This window comes from Pantoea sp. X-Soil-ISGK-275, assembly GCF_059730795.1.
Genome location: NZ_AP035976.1, coordinates 1,659,599 through 1,675,588, shown reverse-complemented (window position 1 = coordinate 1,675,588; position 15,990 = coordinate 1,659,599). Strand labels below are relative to the sequence as shown.

Here is a 15,990-nt window from a genome sequence, read left to right as displayed (position 1 = left end):
CAATCCCGTTAGCGAATTAACGTAAGTTAACCAGGGTGTTAAGAATCTGGTCCTGAGTTTTGATGGTCTGGCTGTTGGCCTGATAGTTACGCTGCGCAACGATCATATTCACCAGCTCTTTACTCATATCGACGTTGGATGCTTCCAGCGCACCTGAAGTCAGGTTGCCGTAAGTACCGGTGCCTGCCAGACCGACCGCGGCCTGACCTGATGAGCTGGTTGCTGACCAGACGTTATCGCCTTCAGATTTCAAACCTTCCGGGTTAGAGAAGCTCGCCAACACGATCTGACCCAACAACTGGGTTTTCTGGTTCGAGTAAGTGCCGGTAATGGTGCCGTCATCATTAATTGTGTAGCTGGTCAAATCACCCGGCTGATAACCGTCCTGTGTTGGGTTACCAAAGGTGGTCGCACCGGTGTTTTGCTGCAGGCTGCCCAACATGCTCAGGCTGATATTCATGCCATCCGCACCGTTGGTGCCACCTACAACCAGGTTTGCCAGTGAGGCGCTGGTATCTGCAACACCCGTTGCAGTGATTTTCCCTACCTGCGTCAGCTTACCGTTAGCATCAAATTGCATCTGGTAGCCCAGACTGTCACCGCCCGCAGTGTTACCGACTTCATTACCGGTGGTGGAGTCAACCATATGCACGGTCCAGGTGTTATCTGCCGTTTTGATGTAATACATATCTAACTGGTGATCGTTACCCTGAGTGTCATACACCGTCATGGTGGTTTTTGCGTTGTAGCTATCTACATTGGACTTATCAAAGGTGGTGACACTCGGCGTGGTGCTGGTGGAGTTCAGGTTCGCAACCTGAGTCGCGGTAGTCGTTGCGCGAGCGCCCATCTGCGTGGTTGGAATGCTCAGCGCCACCGGATTCGCACCGGTCTGAATGGTGGGTGGTGTGCCACTGGCCGGATAACCAGAGACGTTCAGTCCTTGGGTGTTCACCAGGTTACGGTTTGCATCCAGCGTGAACTGGCCGTTACGGGAATAGAACACACCGCCGCTAGCGTCGGTCATACGGAAGAAGCCGTTGCCGCTCAGCGCGACGTCCAATCCACGACTGGTTGATGTAGTACTGCCATCACCAAAGTTCTGGATAACGGCGGCAACTTTAGTCCCCAGACCGACGTTAGAACCGGCAAACATATCGGCAAAGGCAATGGTGCTGGATTTAAAACCGGCTGTGGCGGAGTTGGCGATGTTGTTACCAATCACATCCAGGTTGCTGGAAGCAGCATTCAGGCCGCTCACCGCTTGTGAAAAAGACATGTAATCTCTCCTGCAAAAAGGTTAATCAGAGAATCTGACGAATTTCATCGAGGGTCGCGGAGCCCATGGTGCCGAGATCCAGTTTTGTGGTGCCATCAGTGGTGCTGACGCCATTGACATAGGCATAATTCAGCGGCTGCGCCACCAGTTGCGTGCTGCCATTGCTGGCGGCCAGTGAGACAGAATATTTGCCATCCGCGGCAGTAGAACCGTCATCCAGTTTGCCGTCCCACGAGAAGGTGTGAACGCCAGAGCTCAGTTTGCCGAGATCGATGGTGCGGACCGTGGCGCCATTACTGTCTTTAATGGTGACACTGGTGGCAGTCGACGCGGTCGCCAGCTCAACACCAAATGGCGTCGTGGTTCCGCTGCCCACCAGTACCTGAGATCCCTTGACCATGACACCGTGACCAATCAGCGTTGAACTCTGCAGCGACTGGCTGGTCGTGATCTGGCCGGAGATGGATCCCAGTGTGGTATTCAGCTTTTCGATACCGCTAAGGGTGTTTATCTGTGCCAACTGGGTGGTGAGCTGGCTGTTATCCATAGGATTGGTGGGATCCTGGTTTTTCAGCTGCGCCACTAGCATGTTAAGGAACTGATTCTGCAGGTCGGCGGAAGAGTTACCGCTCGAGGCGCTGCTGGAGGTCAGTACCGTTGGGTCCAGACTGTCTTTAATGCCTACTGCTACGCTCATATTCGTTCTCCGTTACTGACCGATGGTGAGAGTTTTCATCATCATTGACTTCACCGTGTTCAGCACTTCAACGTTGGCCTGGTAGCTGCGCGACGCGGACATGGTGTTAACGGTTTCGGACACAACATCAACGTTCGGCATCTTGACGTAGCCCTTCTGATCCGCCAGCGGATTACCCGGGTCGTACACCAGTTTTGCCGGAGTAGGATCGTTCACCACGCCTGCGACCTTAACGCCGCCGGTGGCTGCACCTTGTGCGGCGTCGGTCTGGAAAATCACCTGCTTTGCCACGTAAGGCTGGCCATCTGGGCCAGTAACGCTGTCGGCGTTGGCCAGGTTACTGGCGCTGACGTTGAGGCGCTGTGATTGCGCTGTCATCGCAGAACCTGCGATATCAAAGATATTCAGCAATGCCATGCTTATTGCCCCTGCAGAACGCTCATCATGCCTTTAATCTGGCTACTGATGAGGGTGAGATCGGTTTGGTATTTCAGGCTGTTATCAGCAAACTGTGTACGTTCGCGATCCATATCCACGGTGTTGCCATCCGCGGCGGGTTGATCGGGAATGCGGTACAGCAGATCCAGTGACGGCTGAGAGTTAGTTTGCGCTTCAATGTGGCGTGAGGACGTCACATTCAGCGCCAGACTGCTGCCTTCGGCGCGACCGTTTTGCATCACCTTGCTCAGTTGGCTGGCAAAGTCGATATCCCGCGCCTGGTAGCCCGGGGTATCGGCGTTGGCAATGTTTGACGCCAGAATTTCCTGACGCTGAGCTCGCAGGTTTAACGCTTCAGTACCAAATCGCAGCGCGGCATCGAGTTTGTCGAGCATGCTTCCTCCGCGAATGAGAATTTCGAGCTGACAGCTTAAGGGGACAAATGCAAGGGTGATCGTCTGAATAGCAGCAAAAATGACGGCTATTTTTGACATTGGTTTTTTTGCGCGAGGCGTAGACTCACTGCCATCTTCTCGTCAGGAGGCGTTATGCGCAGATATTCCACCTTGCTAGTCACACTGTTGCTGGCACTGGCGCTCCCCAGTTCTGCCGCGGACCTTACCGCGCAGTTGACCCAATTTTTTAAGGCACGCGACCCACAACATGCCGCAGGCATGACGGTGGTGGTGCGTACACCGCAGGCGCAGTGGCCAAACTGCGAAACCCCTGAACTGCAGCTGCCGGGTAATAGCCGTCAGTGGGGCAACATCAGCATCGCCGCTAACTGCGATCAAAACCGTCGTTTCCTGCAGGTGCAGGTACAGGTCACCGGACAATATCTGGTGGCGAGTCACCAGGTGGCACGCGGCAGCAATCTCAGCCCATCTGATGTGCGTCTTGAAACCGGGCGGCTGGATGAATTGCCGGCACGCGCCTTGATGGATAGCAGCGGCGTCATTGATGCCGTCGCGCTGCGCGATATCCCGCCAGGACAGCCGGTGACTGCCACCATGGTGCGCCAGCCGTGGCGCGTGAAAGCCGGTCAAAATGTGATGGTAGTCGCCAGTGGAAACGGGTTTAATGCCAGCAGCGAAGGACGTGCGCTGAACAACGCCAGCGCGGCACAAATGGTGCGCGTGAGGATGGGAAATGGTCAGGTTGTCAGTGGTCGCGTCGACGCGGATGGGAATATTCTGATATCGCTATAAAGCGTTAAAGAACCCTGTTTTTCTGCCGATAGAGATATCAACAAAGACATTACCCTATGCTGACTCAGTTGGCTGACCCCCAACTGACCTTACAGGAGCCTTACCATGAGCATCGACAGAACGCAGCCTACGAATCCGGTTAGCACTGTTCAAACACGCGATACCAACGATAACAGCAGCAAAGTGCGTCAGAGCGCCACGCCAGCAGCCAGCACCACCAGCGAAAGCGGTGCAGAAGTGAAGTTGAGTAGCGCGCAGGCGCAACTGATGCAGCCTGGCAGCAAAGACATTAACACAGCGCGCGTTGAGCAGCTGAAGACGGCCATTCGTAATGGCGAATTGAAAATGGATACCGGTAAGATCGCCGACGCGCTGATCGCCGATACCAAGGCGTATTTAGAGGGTAACTAATCCCAATGGACAATCTGCTGATCACCTTAGACAAAATGCAGGACGTGCTGACATCCCTTGCGGTGGTAATGGATGAAGAACAACAGCAACTTTCTGCCGGCCAGGTTAATGGCAACATGCTGCAGCGTATTTCTGAAGATAAAAGCGCGCTGCTGACCACGTTGAATTATCTGGACGAGATGCGCCGCACCACCGAGAAATCCCTTGGTACGCAGGCGCCCTATGGTGATCACAGCGATCGCGAAAACCGCTGGGCGCGTATTCAACAGCACACGCGCCGCTTGCGCGATGCCAATACGCATAACGGGATTTTGTTGCAGCATCAGATTGGCTTCACCAATGAAGCATTGGCGGTATTGCGACCGCATCAAACGCAGGCATTTTACGGTCCGGATGGTTTGGGTAAAGGTCAGGCGACGCTGAGCCGTAAAGGGTAAAAAGTGGGTTTGAAGAGGCTGCTATCTTTCGGGATGGCGGCCTTTTTTCTTTGGTTTTAAGCATAGCGCACAAGAGATAAAACAGCAGATGGGAGCTTTTTTTGGGCAGGCATCCGCAGCGCTGAACGAAGAAAGGAAGCCAGGATTTGCCCGCAGGACGCGGGCGAAAGGCTCAGCCGGGACAAGGAAGTCCCGTCTGAGCCGGTCCGTCAGGCTGACGTAAGAAGTGAAGGAACCGCGAAGCGGCGCGAGGACCGCCGGACCAAAACAAACTTCCGTCTGCGTGAGCGCTGTTTTTTTACGCCAGAGTGCGGCGTGCGAAGTCGCGCGGGCGGAAGCCGAGCAAACCGAGCATTACAAAGTATGCGCCGCCGCCGATGGCGCAGACTGCCGCCAGGCGAATCAGGCGCCACCACATCTGCCCCTCTTCCCATGCTGGCATGACCTGCAGAATGCCCAGCAATGCTGCGGCCATCACACATACCGCAATCAGCAAACGAGACAGGAAACTGAACCAGCCAGGCTGCGGCTGGAAGATATCCTGCTTACGCAGTTGCCAGTACAACAGCGCGGCATTCAGGCAAGCGGCTAAACCGATCGACAGCGACAAACCGGCGTGTTTGAGCGGGCCAATAAATGCCAGGTTCATCAATTGCGTCACCATTAGCGTCACGATGGCAATTTTCACCGGCGTTTTGATGTCCTGACGAGAATAGAAGCCGGGTGCCAGCACTTTCACCACAATCAGCCCCATCAAACCCACTGAATAGGCAATCAGCGCGCGTTGCGTCATCAAGGCATCAAAGGCGGTGAATTTCCCGTACTGGAACAGCGCGACCGTCAGCGGTCCGGACAAGATCCCCAGCGCTACCGCGCTCGGCAACGCCAGCAGGAAGCAGAGACGCAGGCCCCAATCCATCAACCGTGAATACTCTTCCTGATTACCACTGGCAAAACTCTTCGCCAGCGAGGGCAGCAAAATGGTGCCCAGCGCCACGCCCAGTACGCCGGATGGAAACTCCATCAGACGATCGGCGTAGTACATCCATGAAACAGAACCGGAAACTAAAAAGGAGGCGAAGATGGTGTTGATGATCAGTGAAATTTGACTGACCGACACGCCAAGAATCGCCGGTCCCATTTGACGCATTACGCGCCACACGCCCGCATCGCGCAGATTCAGGCGTGGCAGAACCAGCATGCCAATTTTCTTCAGATGCGGCAGCTGATAGCACAGCTGCAACACGCCGCCCACCACCACGGCCCACGCCAGCGCCATCACCGGAGGATTAAAATGCGGCGCAGCGAAGACGGCAAAACCAATCATGCTGATGTTCAGCAGCGTTGGCGCAAACGCCGGCACGGAAAAACGGTTCCAGGTATTGAGGATGGCTCCCGCCAGCGACGCCAGCGAAATCAGCAGAATATAAGGAAAGGTGACGCGTAGCAGCGCGCTGGTTAAGGCGAATTTATCGGCGGTATCGGCAAAACCTGGCGCCGTCACCACAATTACCCAGGGCGCAGCGATCATCCCCAATACGGTCACCACCGCCAGCACCAGCGTCAATAAACCGGAAACGTAGGCCACAAACACGCGCGTGGCATCTTCGCCCTGCTTACTTTTATATTCCGCCAGGATCGGCACGAACGCCTGAGAAAACGCGCCTTCGGCAAAAATGCGGCGCAGCAGGTTAGGCAGTTTGAAGGCAACAAAGAAGGCATCGGTTGCCATCCCCGCACCGAAAACGCGCGCCACAATGGCATCGCGGGCAAAGCCCAGCACGCGGGAAAACAAGGTCATCGAACTGACCGCAGCCAGCGATTTCAACAAATTCATTTTGAGTGGCGCATCCTGAAAAGTGTCGGAGAAATGAGCGACTTAGCGCGGACATCCCGTGATGTCCGGCGATAGTCTACTGACACGGCGGGAAATGACCAGCATTGAGTGTTACAAGGGATTATTCACGTTCGGCATCGCGCCACAACTTTTCCACCAGACGCTGCGCCGCCAGCGCCTGTTCGCCACTGGTTTCAGGCATCGTCTGATTTTCAACACACTGAATGAAATGGTGCGTTGCGCCGCTGAAACCGCGCTGGGTAAGATGGCTTTGCCACGCGGGCGGCACATCACGCACGATGCCGCTGCGGTTTTCCTGCTGCCAGTCGCGCATCTCGTTAATTTCGATGTAATCACCGTTGCAGATGGCGCTGACCACTTCGCGTTGCGTGCCGGCGCGGCGATGCATGCTGGTGGTGATTTGCAGCGAACCGGCGGTGAAATGGTGTTCGGCGTACAGCATCGCGCCATCGTCATTGGTCTCAATATGCCCCAGCTCGCGCGTCAGGCTGCCGCCCGCCAGCCACAGCGCGGTATCCACTACGTGCAGATAATCATCCAGCAGGGTAAATCGCAGATCGTGCGGGCCAACGCTATCCGCGCGATGCTTCTCAATGCGCAGCGAGGCCGCGCGAGGCATGTCATTTTTTAGCTGCTGATAGCGCGGCGCAAAACGGCGATTAAATGCCACCATCAGCTTGCGCTTATGCTTGTCAGCCAGCGTAACCAGTGCTTCAGCCTGTTGCAGCGTTTCGGCTAACGGTTTATCGACGCACACATCTTTGCCCGCCAGCAACAGCGCTTTGACCACTTCGTAATGGCTGGCGGTGCTGCTGTGAACAAACACCGCATCGCTGGCTGCGGCCAGCGCATCCAGCTGACCAAAATAGGGGATGCGATAGCTATCGCAAATCGGTTGCGCCTTGGCCTGATTGGGCGAGAACGCGCCAGCCAATTGCCAGCCGCTGGCCTGCGATAACACCGGCAGCCACGCTTTCTGCGCGATACCGCCTAAACCGACAATGCCAATACGCAGCGTCATATCAGAGATCCTTTTGCAGCAGCTGTTGCAGTTGCGACTGCAACTGAGCAACCGTTTCTTCAAGTTGCGCAACACGCGCGATTAAATCGTCATTGTCGCTCGTGGTTTCTGTGCTGGCCGCGTCTTCCGCCACTTCGCCGCCAAACAGATGCATATAGCGGCTTTCACGTTTACCCGGTTCGCGCGCCAGACGCACCACCATTGGACCATCATCGCGCGTGGTCAAGCCGTTAAGCGTCTGCTCGACTTCATTCATATCACTGAATTCGTGCAGACGACCGCTACGGGTACGCAGCTCGCCAGGCGTCTGAGCGCCGCGCAGGAACAACAGTGTCAACACCGCGACTTCAGCGCTGTTCAGTTGCAAGTTGCCGAACGCGGAATTACAGAAACGCTGTTCATACTTGCTGACGCGCTGGCCGAAGCCGTTATTGGAGGTCACCAGATGCTTTTTCACCAGCTCATCGAGCTGCGTTTGCACCTCCATCTCGCTGAGATTCAGCACCGGTTCGCGGTTGGATTTCTGATTACAGGCTGTGACAACGCCATTAAGGGAGAGCGGATATTGATCTGGCGTGGTGACCTGCTTCTCCAGCAGGCATCCAATTACGCGCAGCGCCTGCGCGGATAAGGCCATTTTCATTGGGGATAATCCTTTTTTATTGTCCACGGCGATCCGGGGTCCACTCCCGGTAGGTCAGCGCAGTCAGGACATGGTCCTGCCAGCGTCCATCAATCAATAAATAATCTTTGGCGTAGCCCTCTTTTTCAAATCCGAGGCGCGCCAGCAGATCGCCACTGCGCTGATTGTGCGGCATGTAGTTTGCCATGATGCGGTGAATGCGTTGCTGACGTTGCATATAGCGAAGGGTGGTGGTGAGCGCTTCAAACATCAATCCCTGACCTTGCCACTTCTCGCCCAGCGAATAGCCGAGATAGCAGGCGTGAAACGAGCCGCGCAGCACGTTGCTGTAGTTGGCTACACCCCGCACTTCGGTCTCTTCCGGGTCCATCAACACAAAATAGTAGGCTGAGCCCTGTTTATGCATGTCAGCGATCAGCCCGAGGCGTGCTTGCCAACCTGAAGGATAACAGTGGCTCTCGTCGCGCACCGGTTCCCACGGCTTAAGAAACGCACGATTTTCAGCGTAATAATCCGCTAATCGCCAGGCATCGCGTTCATGTACTAAACGCACCACTAAGCGATCGGTTGTGAGGCGCACGCGTGGGCCAGCAGAACGATAGCCAAACATCATGACTCCTGAAATCCATAACTTAAGAAAGATGTACGCCAGCGGCGATACTGCTCACTATAACCGTCACCCCGCTTGCGGTAAAACCCTTGAACGCGTTCCTCCGGATTCATCCTGATTGAGGATTAATATTTCTGCGGATTCGATGAAAAAATATCATCCTGAGAAAGCTGTTTTTCGCCTTTGAGCAGGCGGAAAATAGACCAATTGGTCTCTTATCTCCTCTCACTTGCTCAGGAATTAGCATGTCTCGGGTTGCGCGGGCACGACGCCTCGGTAAAACATTTCTTTTAGTGGATAACATGCTGGTTGTGATGGGATTTTTTGTGGTATTTCCTCTCATCTCTATCCATTTTGTCGAACAGCTGGGCTGGGCCGCGTTGATGGTCGGCATTGCGCTTGGCTTGCGGCAATTCGTCCAGCAGGGATTCGGCATCTTCGGCGGTGCGATTGCCGACCGTTTTGGTGCGCGTCCGCTGATCGTCACCGGCATGCTGATGCGTGCGGCGGGTTTTGCCTGCATGGCGCTGGCGCATCAACCCTGGCTGCTGTGGTTCGCCTGCTTGCTATCCGGTCTTGGCGGCACGCTGTTTGACCCGCCACGCAGCGCACTGGTGATGAAACTGGTGCGCGCACGCGATCGCGGCCGCTTCTTCTCCCTGCTGATGATGCAGGACAGCGCCGGTGCGGTGCTGGGGGCGCTGATTGGTAGCTGGCTGCTGGCGTGGGATTTCCGCCTGGTGTGCTGGGTTGGCGCGGCGGTGTTCGTCGCTGCTGCGCTGTTCAACGCCATTTGGTTACCGGCGTGGCGTATCTCAACAGAACGCATTGCGATGCGTGAAGGGATGCAACGCGTCTGGCAGGATAAGCGTTTTCGACTGTATGTGCTGACATTAACCGGTTACTACATTCTCGCCGTGCAGGTGATGTTGATGTTACCGGTGATGGTGAATCAGGTGGCCGGTGCGCCTGCTGCGGTGAAGTGGATGTACGCCATTGAAGCGCTACTGTCATTAAGCCTGCTTTATCCACTGGCACGCTGGAGCGAAAAACGCTTCCGCCTGGAAACGCGTCTAATGGCCGGTTTGTTCCTGATGACGTTCAGTCTGTTGCCGGTTGGCATGACCGACTCGCTGCCGTCGCTGTTTATACTGATCGCCATCTTTTATCTCGGCTCGATCATTGCTGAACCGGCGCGTGAAACGCTCAGCGCTTCGCTCGCCAGCTCCCGCGCACGCGGTAGCTACATGGGCTTCAGCCGTCTCGGCCTCGCGATTGGCGGTTTGATCGGCTACTCCGGTGGTGGCTGGATGTTCGATATGGGCCAGCAATGGGCGCTGCCGGAACTGCCGTGGATGCTGCTGAGCAGCGTCGGGATGATCACCCTTTTGGCGCTGTGGTGGCAGTTCCAGCCGCGTTCGGTGGCGCCAGCAATTTTCAGCAGCTAGTTTGCCCCTGCCACAGATCTCTTCCATACTTCCCGCACGTCCGAAAAAAGGGTGACCTCCGTCACCCTTAGAACCACAGGAGAAACGGGATGAAACTCTACATCTACGATCACTGCCCTTTCTGCGTCAAAGCACGCATGATTTTCGGCTTAAAAAATCTGCCGTTAGAACTCATCGTTATGTTGAATGACGACGAGCAAACGCCGAAAAAACTGATCGGCCAGAAAATGGCGCCGATTCTGCAAAAGGCTGATGGCAGCGCGGTGCCGGAAAGTATGGATATTGTGCGGCTGGTGGATAAATACGATCACGAACCGCTGCTGAATGGCAAAAGCAATCCGGCGATTAGCGACTGGCTGCGCCATGTGAATGGCTACGTCAACAAGTTGCTGTTGCCGCGCATCGCCGATGCCTCCTTTGCCGAATTCGCTACGCCGGAAGCGCGCAGCTACTTTAGCGAGAAGAAGCAGGCCAGCGTCGGGGATTTCGGCGAGTTGCGTAAACACGCGCCGGGCTTGATCAAAAACATCAGCGATGATCTGCGCCAGCTCGACAAACTGATCGTCAAGCCCAATGCGGTCAATGGCGAACTTTCAGAAGATGATATTCATCTGTTCCCGCTGCTGCGCTCCTTAACGCTGGTCAATGGTATTGAGTGGCCAAGCCGCGTTGCCGATTATCGCGATAATATGGCGAAACAAACTCAGGTCAATCTGCTCTCCTCCATCGCTGCATAATCCTCATCCATGAGAAGCGCCACGGCGCTTCTCATCCCTCTCCTGGTGACAGGTGCCGCTGATTAAGGCAGGCTATCGTTGTTTTGCCGTTTCGATCAGGATGAGGATTATATGAAAAAGGCGTTTACCGGGCTTGTCGCCCTGCTTTTTGCCGTGCTACTCAGCGGCTGTAACCAATTGACGCAATACACTATCAGCGAACAGGAAGTGAATCAGGCGCTGCAAAAGCGCAATAACTTCGAAAAAGACATCGGCGTTTCCGGGCTGGTGAATGCACACATTGTGCTGAGCGATCTCAACAGCCAGATTGGCCGTGAAGAACCTGGCAAAATCACCCTCTCAGGTAAAGCCAATATCAATGTCAGCTCGCTGTTTGGTCCGCAGCAGGCCGAAATGCTGCTGAAGATGAAGGCGCAGCCGGTTTACAACGCGCAGGAAGGCGCGATTTATCTGCATGACATGGAGATTGTCGATGCGCAGGTGCAGCCAGAAAAAATGGCGTCGATCATGAAAACCCTAACGCCTTATCTCAATGAGTCGCTAAAGCGTTATTTCAATGAGAAACCCGCCTACGTGCTGAGCGCAGACCGCAGTAAAGGAGAAGCGCTGGCGAAGAAACTCGCTAAAGGGATAGAAGTGAAACCGGGACAATTGGTGATTCCGTTTACTGATTAATCCGCGTAGCCGCACCTTCGGGTGCGGTTTTTGTTTGTCACAATAAAATCCCGTGCAAACGGTTGCCCACATCCTTATGATTACTCCCCGGCCTAAACGCGCCTCTCGTTTTCTTCTCAGCCGGAGTCTTTTTGAATGACAGCCCAACCTCAGCAAATTACCATCCGCCGCCCTGACGACTGGCATATTCATCTGCGCGATGGCGCGATGCTCAACGCCGTACTGCCTTATACCAGCGCAGTGAATGGTCGAGCGATTGTCATGCCGAACCTGGTTCCACCGGTTATCAGCGTGGCCGCTGCCGTGGCTTACCGCGAGCGCATCATGGCTGCGTTACCTGCTGAGCATGCTTTTACTCCGCTGATGACCTGCTATCTCACCGACTCACTCGATCCCGATGAGATCGAACGCGGCTTCCGTGACGGCACTTTTACCGCTGCCAAACTCTACCCTGCGCATGCCACCACCAACTCCAGCCACGGCGTGACCAATATCGCCGCGATCGCGAAGGTGCTGGATCGCATGCAGCAGATCGGCATGCCCATGCTGGTGCACGGTGAAGTGACCGATTCCCATATCGATATTTTTGATCGCGAAGCGCGCTTTATTGAAACTGTGCTGGAGCCGCTGCGCAAACAGTTCCCGGCACTAAAAGTGGTGATGGAGCACATCACCACCAAAGAAGCAGCGGAGTATCTGGCGGCAGGAAACGAGTTGCTGGGCGCCACCATCACGCCACAACACCTGATGTTCAACCGCAACCACATGCTGGTTGGCGGTGTGCGTCCGCATCTCTACTGCTTGCCGATTTTGAAACGCAATATTCATCAGGAAGCGCTGCGTAAGCTGGTCGCCAGCGGTAATCGTCGCGTATTCCTCGGTACCGATACCGCCCCCCATCTGCGTCACCTGAAAGAAGCAAGTTGCGGCTGCGCCGGTGTGTTCAATGCGCCGACCTCCTTGCCTGCTTACGCCACGGTGTTTGAGGAGCTGAAGGCGCTGGAACATTTTGAAGCCTTCTGCTCAGAGAACGGCGCGAACTTCTATGGTTTGCCGCTGAATGAAGGCACGCTGACGCTGGTGCGTGAATCCTGGCAGGTTGAAGAGAGCATTGCCCTGGCGGATGACACGCTGGTGCCTTTCCTTGCCGGTGAGACGCTGAACTGGCGCATCAAAGAATAATTTTCTGCTGCTTGCCTTCGGGATAAATATACTGTACAAATAAACAGTATATTATTCCGGAGGCTTCTATGCGCGTTGAAATTACCGTAGCAAAAACTTCGCCCCTTCCTGCAGGTGCACTGGATGCACTCAGCATCGAACTGGTCCGTCGCATTACGCAGGATTTCCCTGACGACGATCATCACGTCAAAGTGCGTTATGCCGGCGGCAACCAACTTAGCGTGTTTGGTGGCTGCAAAGAGTCACGCGAACGCATCAGCGAACTGTTACAAGAAACCTGGGAAAGCGCTGACGACTGGTTTAATAACGATTAACAGCCACTGTGCCGTTTTTGCCGGGTTTCGCCACCCGGCTTTTTTGTTTTTATTTCCCTCTCGCCAGAAAAACTGCCTGCATCTAGACTCATGTTAAACGATCCCCTATTCTTGCCTCGTCATGCTTACAGGAGGTGTTTTACATGACTACTGAAAAACCAGAAGAGGCGATGACCTTCGGAGAGTTGCTGGCATTTATTGCTGAGCAACAGCGCCGCTTAACCGTATTAGAAAATGCGTTTGCCACCTTGACCTTCTGTCTCGACGATCGCGCCAATCAGTTGCTGGTCCACAACCTGACGCTGGAAGCGCAAAACCAGAACCATGACGAGCAGTTACAGCAGCATTTTACCCGGCTAGCGGAAGAGATTCAGAAACGTCACGGCCTGCTGCCAAGCGAGCCACACGCCTAAAAGATTCTCTTTTTCGGCCTAAAGTTTCCTCTTACAAAAGCCGATAATTTCGTCACTACTGCCAATAATATTTCCAATAAAATGCCTGACGTTTCGGGCATTTTATTATTCGCTATAACGTCAATGTGAAGTGCGTTTATTTTCACTCTGATTAGGTTCGTCATACCTTTTAACTATTGTACTCGCTATTTCATGTTATAATTGTTTCGCTAGTGCACGATACAGCCGCATTGAACCTCAAGAAGCACTTCGTTTAACGAGTAATACGGAGGTTATAATGGACAGAAATAAAGACGTCATCCAGACTCATCCGTTGGTAGGATGGGATATCAGCACCGTAGACAGTTATGACGCCATGATGATTCGCCTGCACTCGCTCTCCTCGCAGGGGCAGAAAGAAGAAGAAGCTGACGTGGGCCCGACCTACTGGCTGACTACTGATGTTGCCAGACAGTTTATCTCACTTCTCGAAGCTGGCATTGCAAAAATAGAGTCTACCGAGCAGTATCTACGCGACAATCAAAAGCATTAACTTCTACTATCGCGTGAAAGGGCACCCAACAGGGTGCCTTTTTCATGGGCGCTCTCTTTTGATATGCTGTTGAAAAATTTCACCGTTTTGCTGGAGTGATGTCGTTATGGTTTATGATCTGATTGTGGTGGGAAGCGGTTCGGTAGGCGCAGCAGCCGGGTTTTACGCCACGCAGGCTGGCTTATCAGTGCTAATGATTGATAGCGCCCATCCCCCGCACAGCCAGGGCACGCATCATGGCGAAACCCGCCTGATTCGCCATGCTTATGGCGAAGGTGAACGTTACGTGCCGCTGGTGCTGCGCGCGCAGACGCTGTGGGATGAACTGGAACGCCAGAGCGGCGATCGCATCATGCATCGCAGCGGCATCCTCAACTTAGCGCCTATCACCTCCACCTTTATTCAAAATGTTATCGATAGCGCGAAAGCGTGGCAGCTGGATGTGAAAATCCTGCAAGCCGATGAAGTGCGCGCGCGCTGGCCGCAGTTCACGGTGCCAGATGGCTATATTGGCGTGTTCGAGCCTAACTCCGGCTTCCTCAAATGCGAGCAGGCGGTGCGCAGCTGGGTGCAGCTGGCGGAACAAGCCGGATGCGCGCAGCTGTTTAACTGCCCGGTGACAGATATGGGTCGCGATGGCGATCTGCAGCAGGTCACTACCAGCGAAGGCATTTTCCGCGCGCGTAAATTGCTGGTCAGCGCCGGAACCTGGGTGAGCCAGTTGGTCGCTGATTTGCCGGTTGCGCCGGTGCGTAAAGTTTTCGCCTGGTATCAGGCAGATGGTCGCTACAGCGAAAACAACAAATTCCCCGGCTTCACTGTGGAGATGAGCGATGGCAGTCACTTTTATGGCTTCCCGGCGGATAACAATGCGCTGAAAGTGGGACGTCACGATGGTGGCCAATTGATGCAAACGCCGGCCGATCGCAAACCTTTTGGCAGCATCGCGGTGGATGGTAACGAGTCATTTAACTTCCTGCGTCAATTTCTGCCGGGCGTGGGCGTCTGTTTGCATGGTGAAGCCTGCAGCTACGACAATACGCCGGATGAAGATTTCATTATTGATACGCTGCCTGGTGAGCCGAATCGCCTGATTATCACCGGTTTAAGCGGACACGGTTTCAAATTCGCCAGCGTGTTGGGTGAGCTTGCCAGTGAATTTGCGCAGAATAAACCATTCTCTTTCGATATGAAGCCCTTCTCACTCGCGCGATTTGACTGATGCACAGATGCCGGCGCTCACTCTGCGTCGGCAAGATTGACGTAAGTTGACATTTAATTACCTAAATAAACATTCAATGCAGCGGTATGCCGCATTTGGTGTAGTCAATATGCAATATCCCGCAATAGCCCTCGTGTTTTACGTCATCCCTTCAATTATCCTGACTGAGTTTTAATTAAATCCTCATTTATTCCGAAGATGATTTTCGACTTTATAGAAAAGTAAGGTTAATTGATCTTTCATTGCAAAATGTAGATGCTCATTGCCACTTATTTCATTTCTGGAACTTCATATGTGGCGTAATTCCACACAGCATTTCGGTGCCATCTCCATTTTATTGCATTGGATTATGGCGCTGGCTATTTACGGCATGTTTGCGCTGGGTTTGTGGATGGTCGGATTGGGTTATTACGACGGCTGGTATCACGACGCGCCTGAAATTCATAAAGGCATCGGCATGCTGCTGTTTGCTGCACTGCTGCTGCGCCTCGGCTGGCGTTTTATTTCGCCGCTACCCAAACCGTTGGCGAGCTATTCCCCCGCCGTTCGGCGCGGTGCCACTGCCGCGCACTGGATGTTATACAGCTTACTAATTGTGCTGCTGTTCAGCGGTTATCTCATCTCCACCGCCGATGGAAAACCGATCTCCGTATTTGGCTGGTTCGAGGTTCCCGCACTGTTCAGCGGTGCTGCGCAACAAGCAGATCTGGCAGGCGACATTCATCTTTGGCTGGCGTGGGGTTTGGTGCTGTTCTCTGCACTGCACGCGCTGGCAGCCCTGAAACACCATTTTATCGACCGTGATGTGACATTGAAAAGGATGTTGGGTTACCGCATCCCGTTAACCTCTGAAAAGGAAAAGTAA

At 54.2% G+C, this 15,990-nt stretch carries 20 protein-coding genes; 12 read left to right on the top strand and 8 right to left on the bottom strand.

The window, feature by feature from the left end; translation table 11 throughout:
* Nucleotides 1-16 precede the first annotated feature (16 nt).
* From flgE to flgB, 4 genes are read right to left on the bottom strand one after another with little or no spacing between them, the layout of a single operon-like run.
* Nucleotides 17-1,279 (bottom strand): flagellar hook protein FlgE, encoded by a 1,263-nt coding sequence (flgE, locus tag AC6I8A_RS07785; RefSeq protein ID WP_265297094.1) that lies wholly within the window; start codon nt 1,277-1,279, stop codon nt 17-19.
* Between the two features lie 25 nt (nt 1,280-1,304).
* Nucleotides 1,305-1,976, bottom strand: a complete 672-nt coding sequence (flgD, locus tag AC6I8A_RS07780; protein WP_256696187.1) for a flagellar hook assembly protein FlgD — start codon at nt 1,974-1,976, stop codon at nt 1,305-1,307.
* Between the two features lie 12 nt (nt 1,977-1,988).
* Entirely contained in the window at nt 1,989-2,393 is a 405-nt protein-coding gene (gene flgC, locus AC6I8A_RS07775; RefSeq protein ID WP_064740862.1) for a flagellar basal body rod protein FlgC, read from the bottom strand.
* A gap of 2 nt (nt 2,394-2,395) precedes the next feature.
* Nucleotides 2,396-2,809 (bottom strand): flagellar basal body rod protein FlgB, encoded by a 414-nt coding sequence (gene flgB, locus AC6I8A_RS07770; protein ID WP_008103091.1) that lies wholly within the window; start codon nt 2,807-2,809, stop codon nt 2,396-2,398.
* A 153-nt stretch (nt 2,810-2,962) separates the two neighbouring features.
* On the opposite strand from flgB, the gene flgA reads away from it, so the two are divergent.
* The 3 genes from flgA to flgN all read left to right on the top strand — a co-directional run bounded on the left by flgA (nt 2,963) and on the right by flgN (nt 4,470).
* Nucleotides 2,963-3,622: a flagellar basal body P-ring formation chaperone FlgA gene (flgA, locus tag AC6I8A_RS07765; protein ID WP_497818265.1), complete on the top strand. Its 660-nt coding sequence runs from the start codon at nt 2,963-2,965 to the stop codon at nt 3,620-3,622.
* A gap of 105 nt (nt 3,623-3,727) precedes the next feature.
* On the top strand, nt 3,728-4,033 hold the full coding sequence (flgM, locus tag AC6I8A_RS07760; RefSeq protein WP_256696184.1) for a flagellar biosynthesis anti-sigma factor FlgM: 306 nt from the start codon (nt 3,728-3,730) through the stop codon (nt 4,031-4,033).
* A 5-nt stretch (nt 4,034-4,038) separates the two neighbouring features.
* Nucleotides 4,039-4,470, top strand: coding sequence for a flagellar export chaperone FlgN (flgN, locus tag AC6I8A_RS07755; protein ID WP_256696183.1), 432 nt, complete (start codon nt 4,039-4,041; stop codon nt 4,468-4,470).
* Nucleotides 4,471-4,768: 298 nt separating this feature from the next.
* On the opposite strand, the gene murJ is transcribed toward flgN, so the two are convergent.
* The 4 genes from murJ to rimJ form a co-directional block, all read right to left on the bottom strand.
* Entirely contained in the window at nt 4,769-6,307 is a 1,539-nt protein-coding gene (gene murJ / locus AC6I8A_RS07750) for a murein biosynthesis integral membrane protein MurJ (protein ID WP_436332244.1), read from the bottom strand.
* 121 nt (nt 6,308-6,428) lie between these two features.
* Entirely contained in the window at nt 6,429-7,349 is a 921-nt protein-coding gene (locus AC6I8A_RS07745; protein WP_436332245.1) for a Gfo/Idh/MocA family protein, read from the bottom strand.
* A gap of 1 nt (nt 7,350) precedes the next feature.
* The gene (locus AC6I8A_RS07740) at nt 7,351-7,992 is read right to left on the bottom strand and encodes a DUF480 domain-containing protein (protein ID WP_256696180.1); all 642 of its coding nucleotides are present in this window, start codon (nt 7,990-7,992) and stop codon (nt 7,351-7,353) included.
* 16 nt (nt 7,993-8,008) lie between these two features.
* Nucleotides 8,009-8,602 (bottom strand): ribosomal protein S5-alanine N-acetyltransferase, encoded by a 594-nt coding sequence (gene rimJ / locus AC6I8A_RS07735; RefSeq protein ID WP_008103106.1) that lies wholly within the window; start codon nt 8,600-8,602, stop codon nt 8,009-8,011.
* Between the two features lie 245 nt (nt 8,603-8,847).
* Between rimJ and mdtH the strand changes: the two genes are divergently transcribed.
* The 9 genes from mdtH to AC6I8A_RS07690 all read left to right on the top strand — a co-directional run bounded on the left by mdtH (nt 8,848) and on the right by AC6I8A_RS07690 (nt 15,990).
* Nucleotides 8,848-10,050 (top strand): multidrug efflux MFS transporter MdtH, encoded by a 1,203-nt coding sequence (gene mdtH, locus AC6I8A_RS07730; protein ID WP_256696179.1) that lies wholly within the window; start codon nt 8,848-8,850, stop codon nt 10,048-10,050.
* A gap of 89 nt (nt 10,051-10,139) precedes the next feature.
* Nucleotides 10,140-10,787 carry a glutaredoxin 2 gene (grxB, locus tag AC6I8A_RS07725; protein WP_256696178.1) on the top strand — a complete coding sequence of 216 codons (648 nt, stop codon included), beginning with the start codon at nt 10,140-10,142 and terminating at the stop codon, nt 10,785-10,787.
* A 111-nt stretch (nt 10,788-10,898) separates the two neighbouring features.
* Nucleotides 10,899-11,462: a lipoprotein gene (locus AC6I8A_RS07720; protein ID WP_008103112.1), complete on the top strand. Its 564-nt coding sequence runs from the start codon at nt 10,899-10,901 to the stop codon at nt 11,460-11,462.
* A gap of 135 nt (nt 11,463-11,597) precedes the next feature.
* Nucleotides 11,598-12,644, top strand: a complete 1,047-nt coding sequence (gene pyrC / locus AC6I8A_RS07715) for a dihydroorotase (RefSeq protein WP_256696177.1) — start codon at nt 11,598-11,600, stop codon at nt 12,642-12,644.
* Nucleotides 12,645-12,712: 68 nt separating this feature from the next.
* Complete coding sequence (gene dinI, locus AC6I8A_RS07710; protein WP_007893661.1) at nt 12,713-12,958, top strand: DNA damage-inducible protein I; 246 nt, start codon at nt 12,713-12,715, stop codon at nt 12,956-12,958.
* Nucleotides 12,959-13,101: 143 nt separating this feature from the next.
* Nucleotides 13,102-13,371: a hypothetical protein gene (locus AC6I8A_RS07705; protein ID WP_008103116.1), complete on the top strand. Its 270-nt coding sequence runs from the start codon at nt 13,102-13,104 to the stop codon at nt 13,369-13,371.
* Nucleotides 13,372-13,648: 277 nt separating this feature from the next.
* A complete protein-coding gene (bssS, locus tag AC6I8A_RS07700) occupies nt 13,649-13,903 on the top strand; it encodes a biofilm formation regulator BssS (protein ID WP_008103119.1) in 255 nt (84 codons plus the stop codon).
* Nucleotides 13,904-14,009: 106 nt separating this feature from the next.
* The gene (solA, locus tag AC6I8A_RS07695) at nt 14,010-15,125 is read left to right on the top strand and encodes an N-methyl-L-tryptophan oxidase (protein WP_479486907.1); all 1,116 of its coding nucleotides are present in this window, start codon (nt 14,010-14,012) and stop codon (nt 15,123-15,125) included.
* A gap of 292 nt (nt 15,126-15,417) precedes the next feature.
* Complete coding sequence (locus AC6I8A_RS07690) at nt 15,418-15,990, top strand: cytochrome b (RefSeq protein WP_497818264.1); 573 nt, start codon at nt 15,418-15,420, stop codon at nt 15,988-15,990.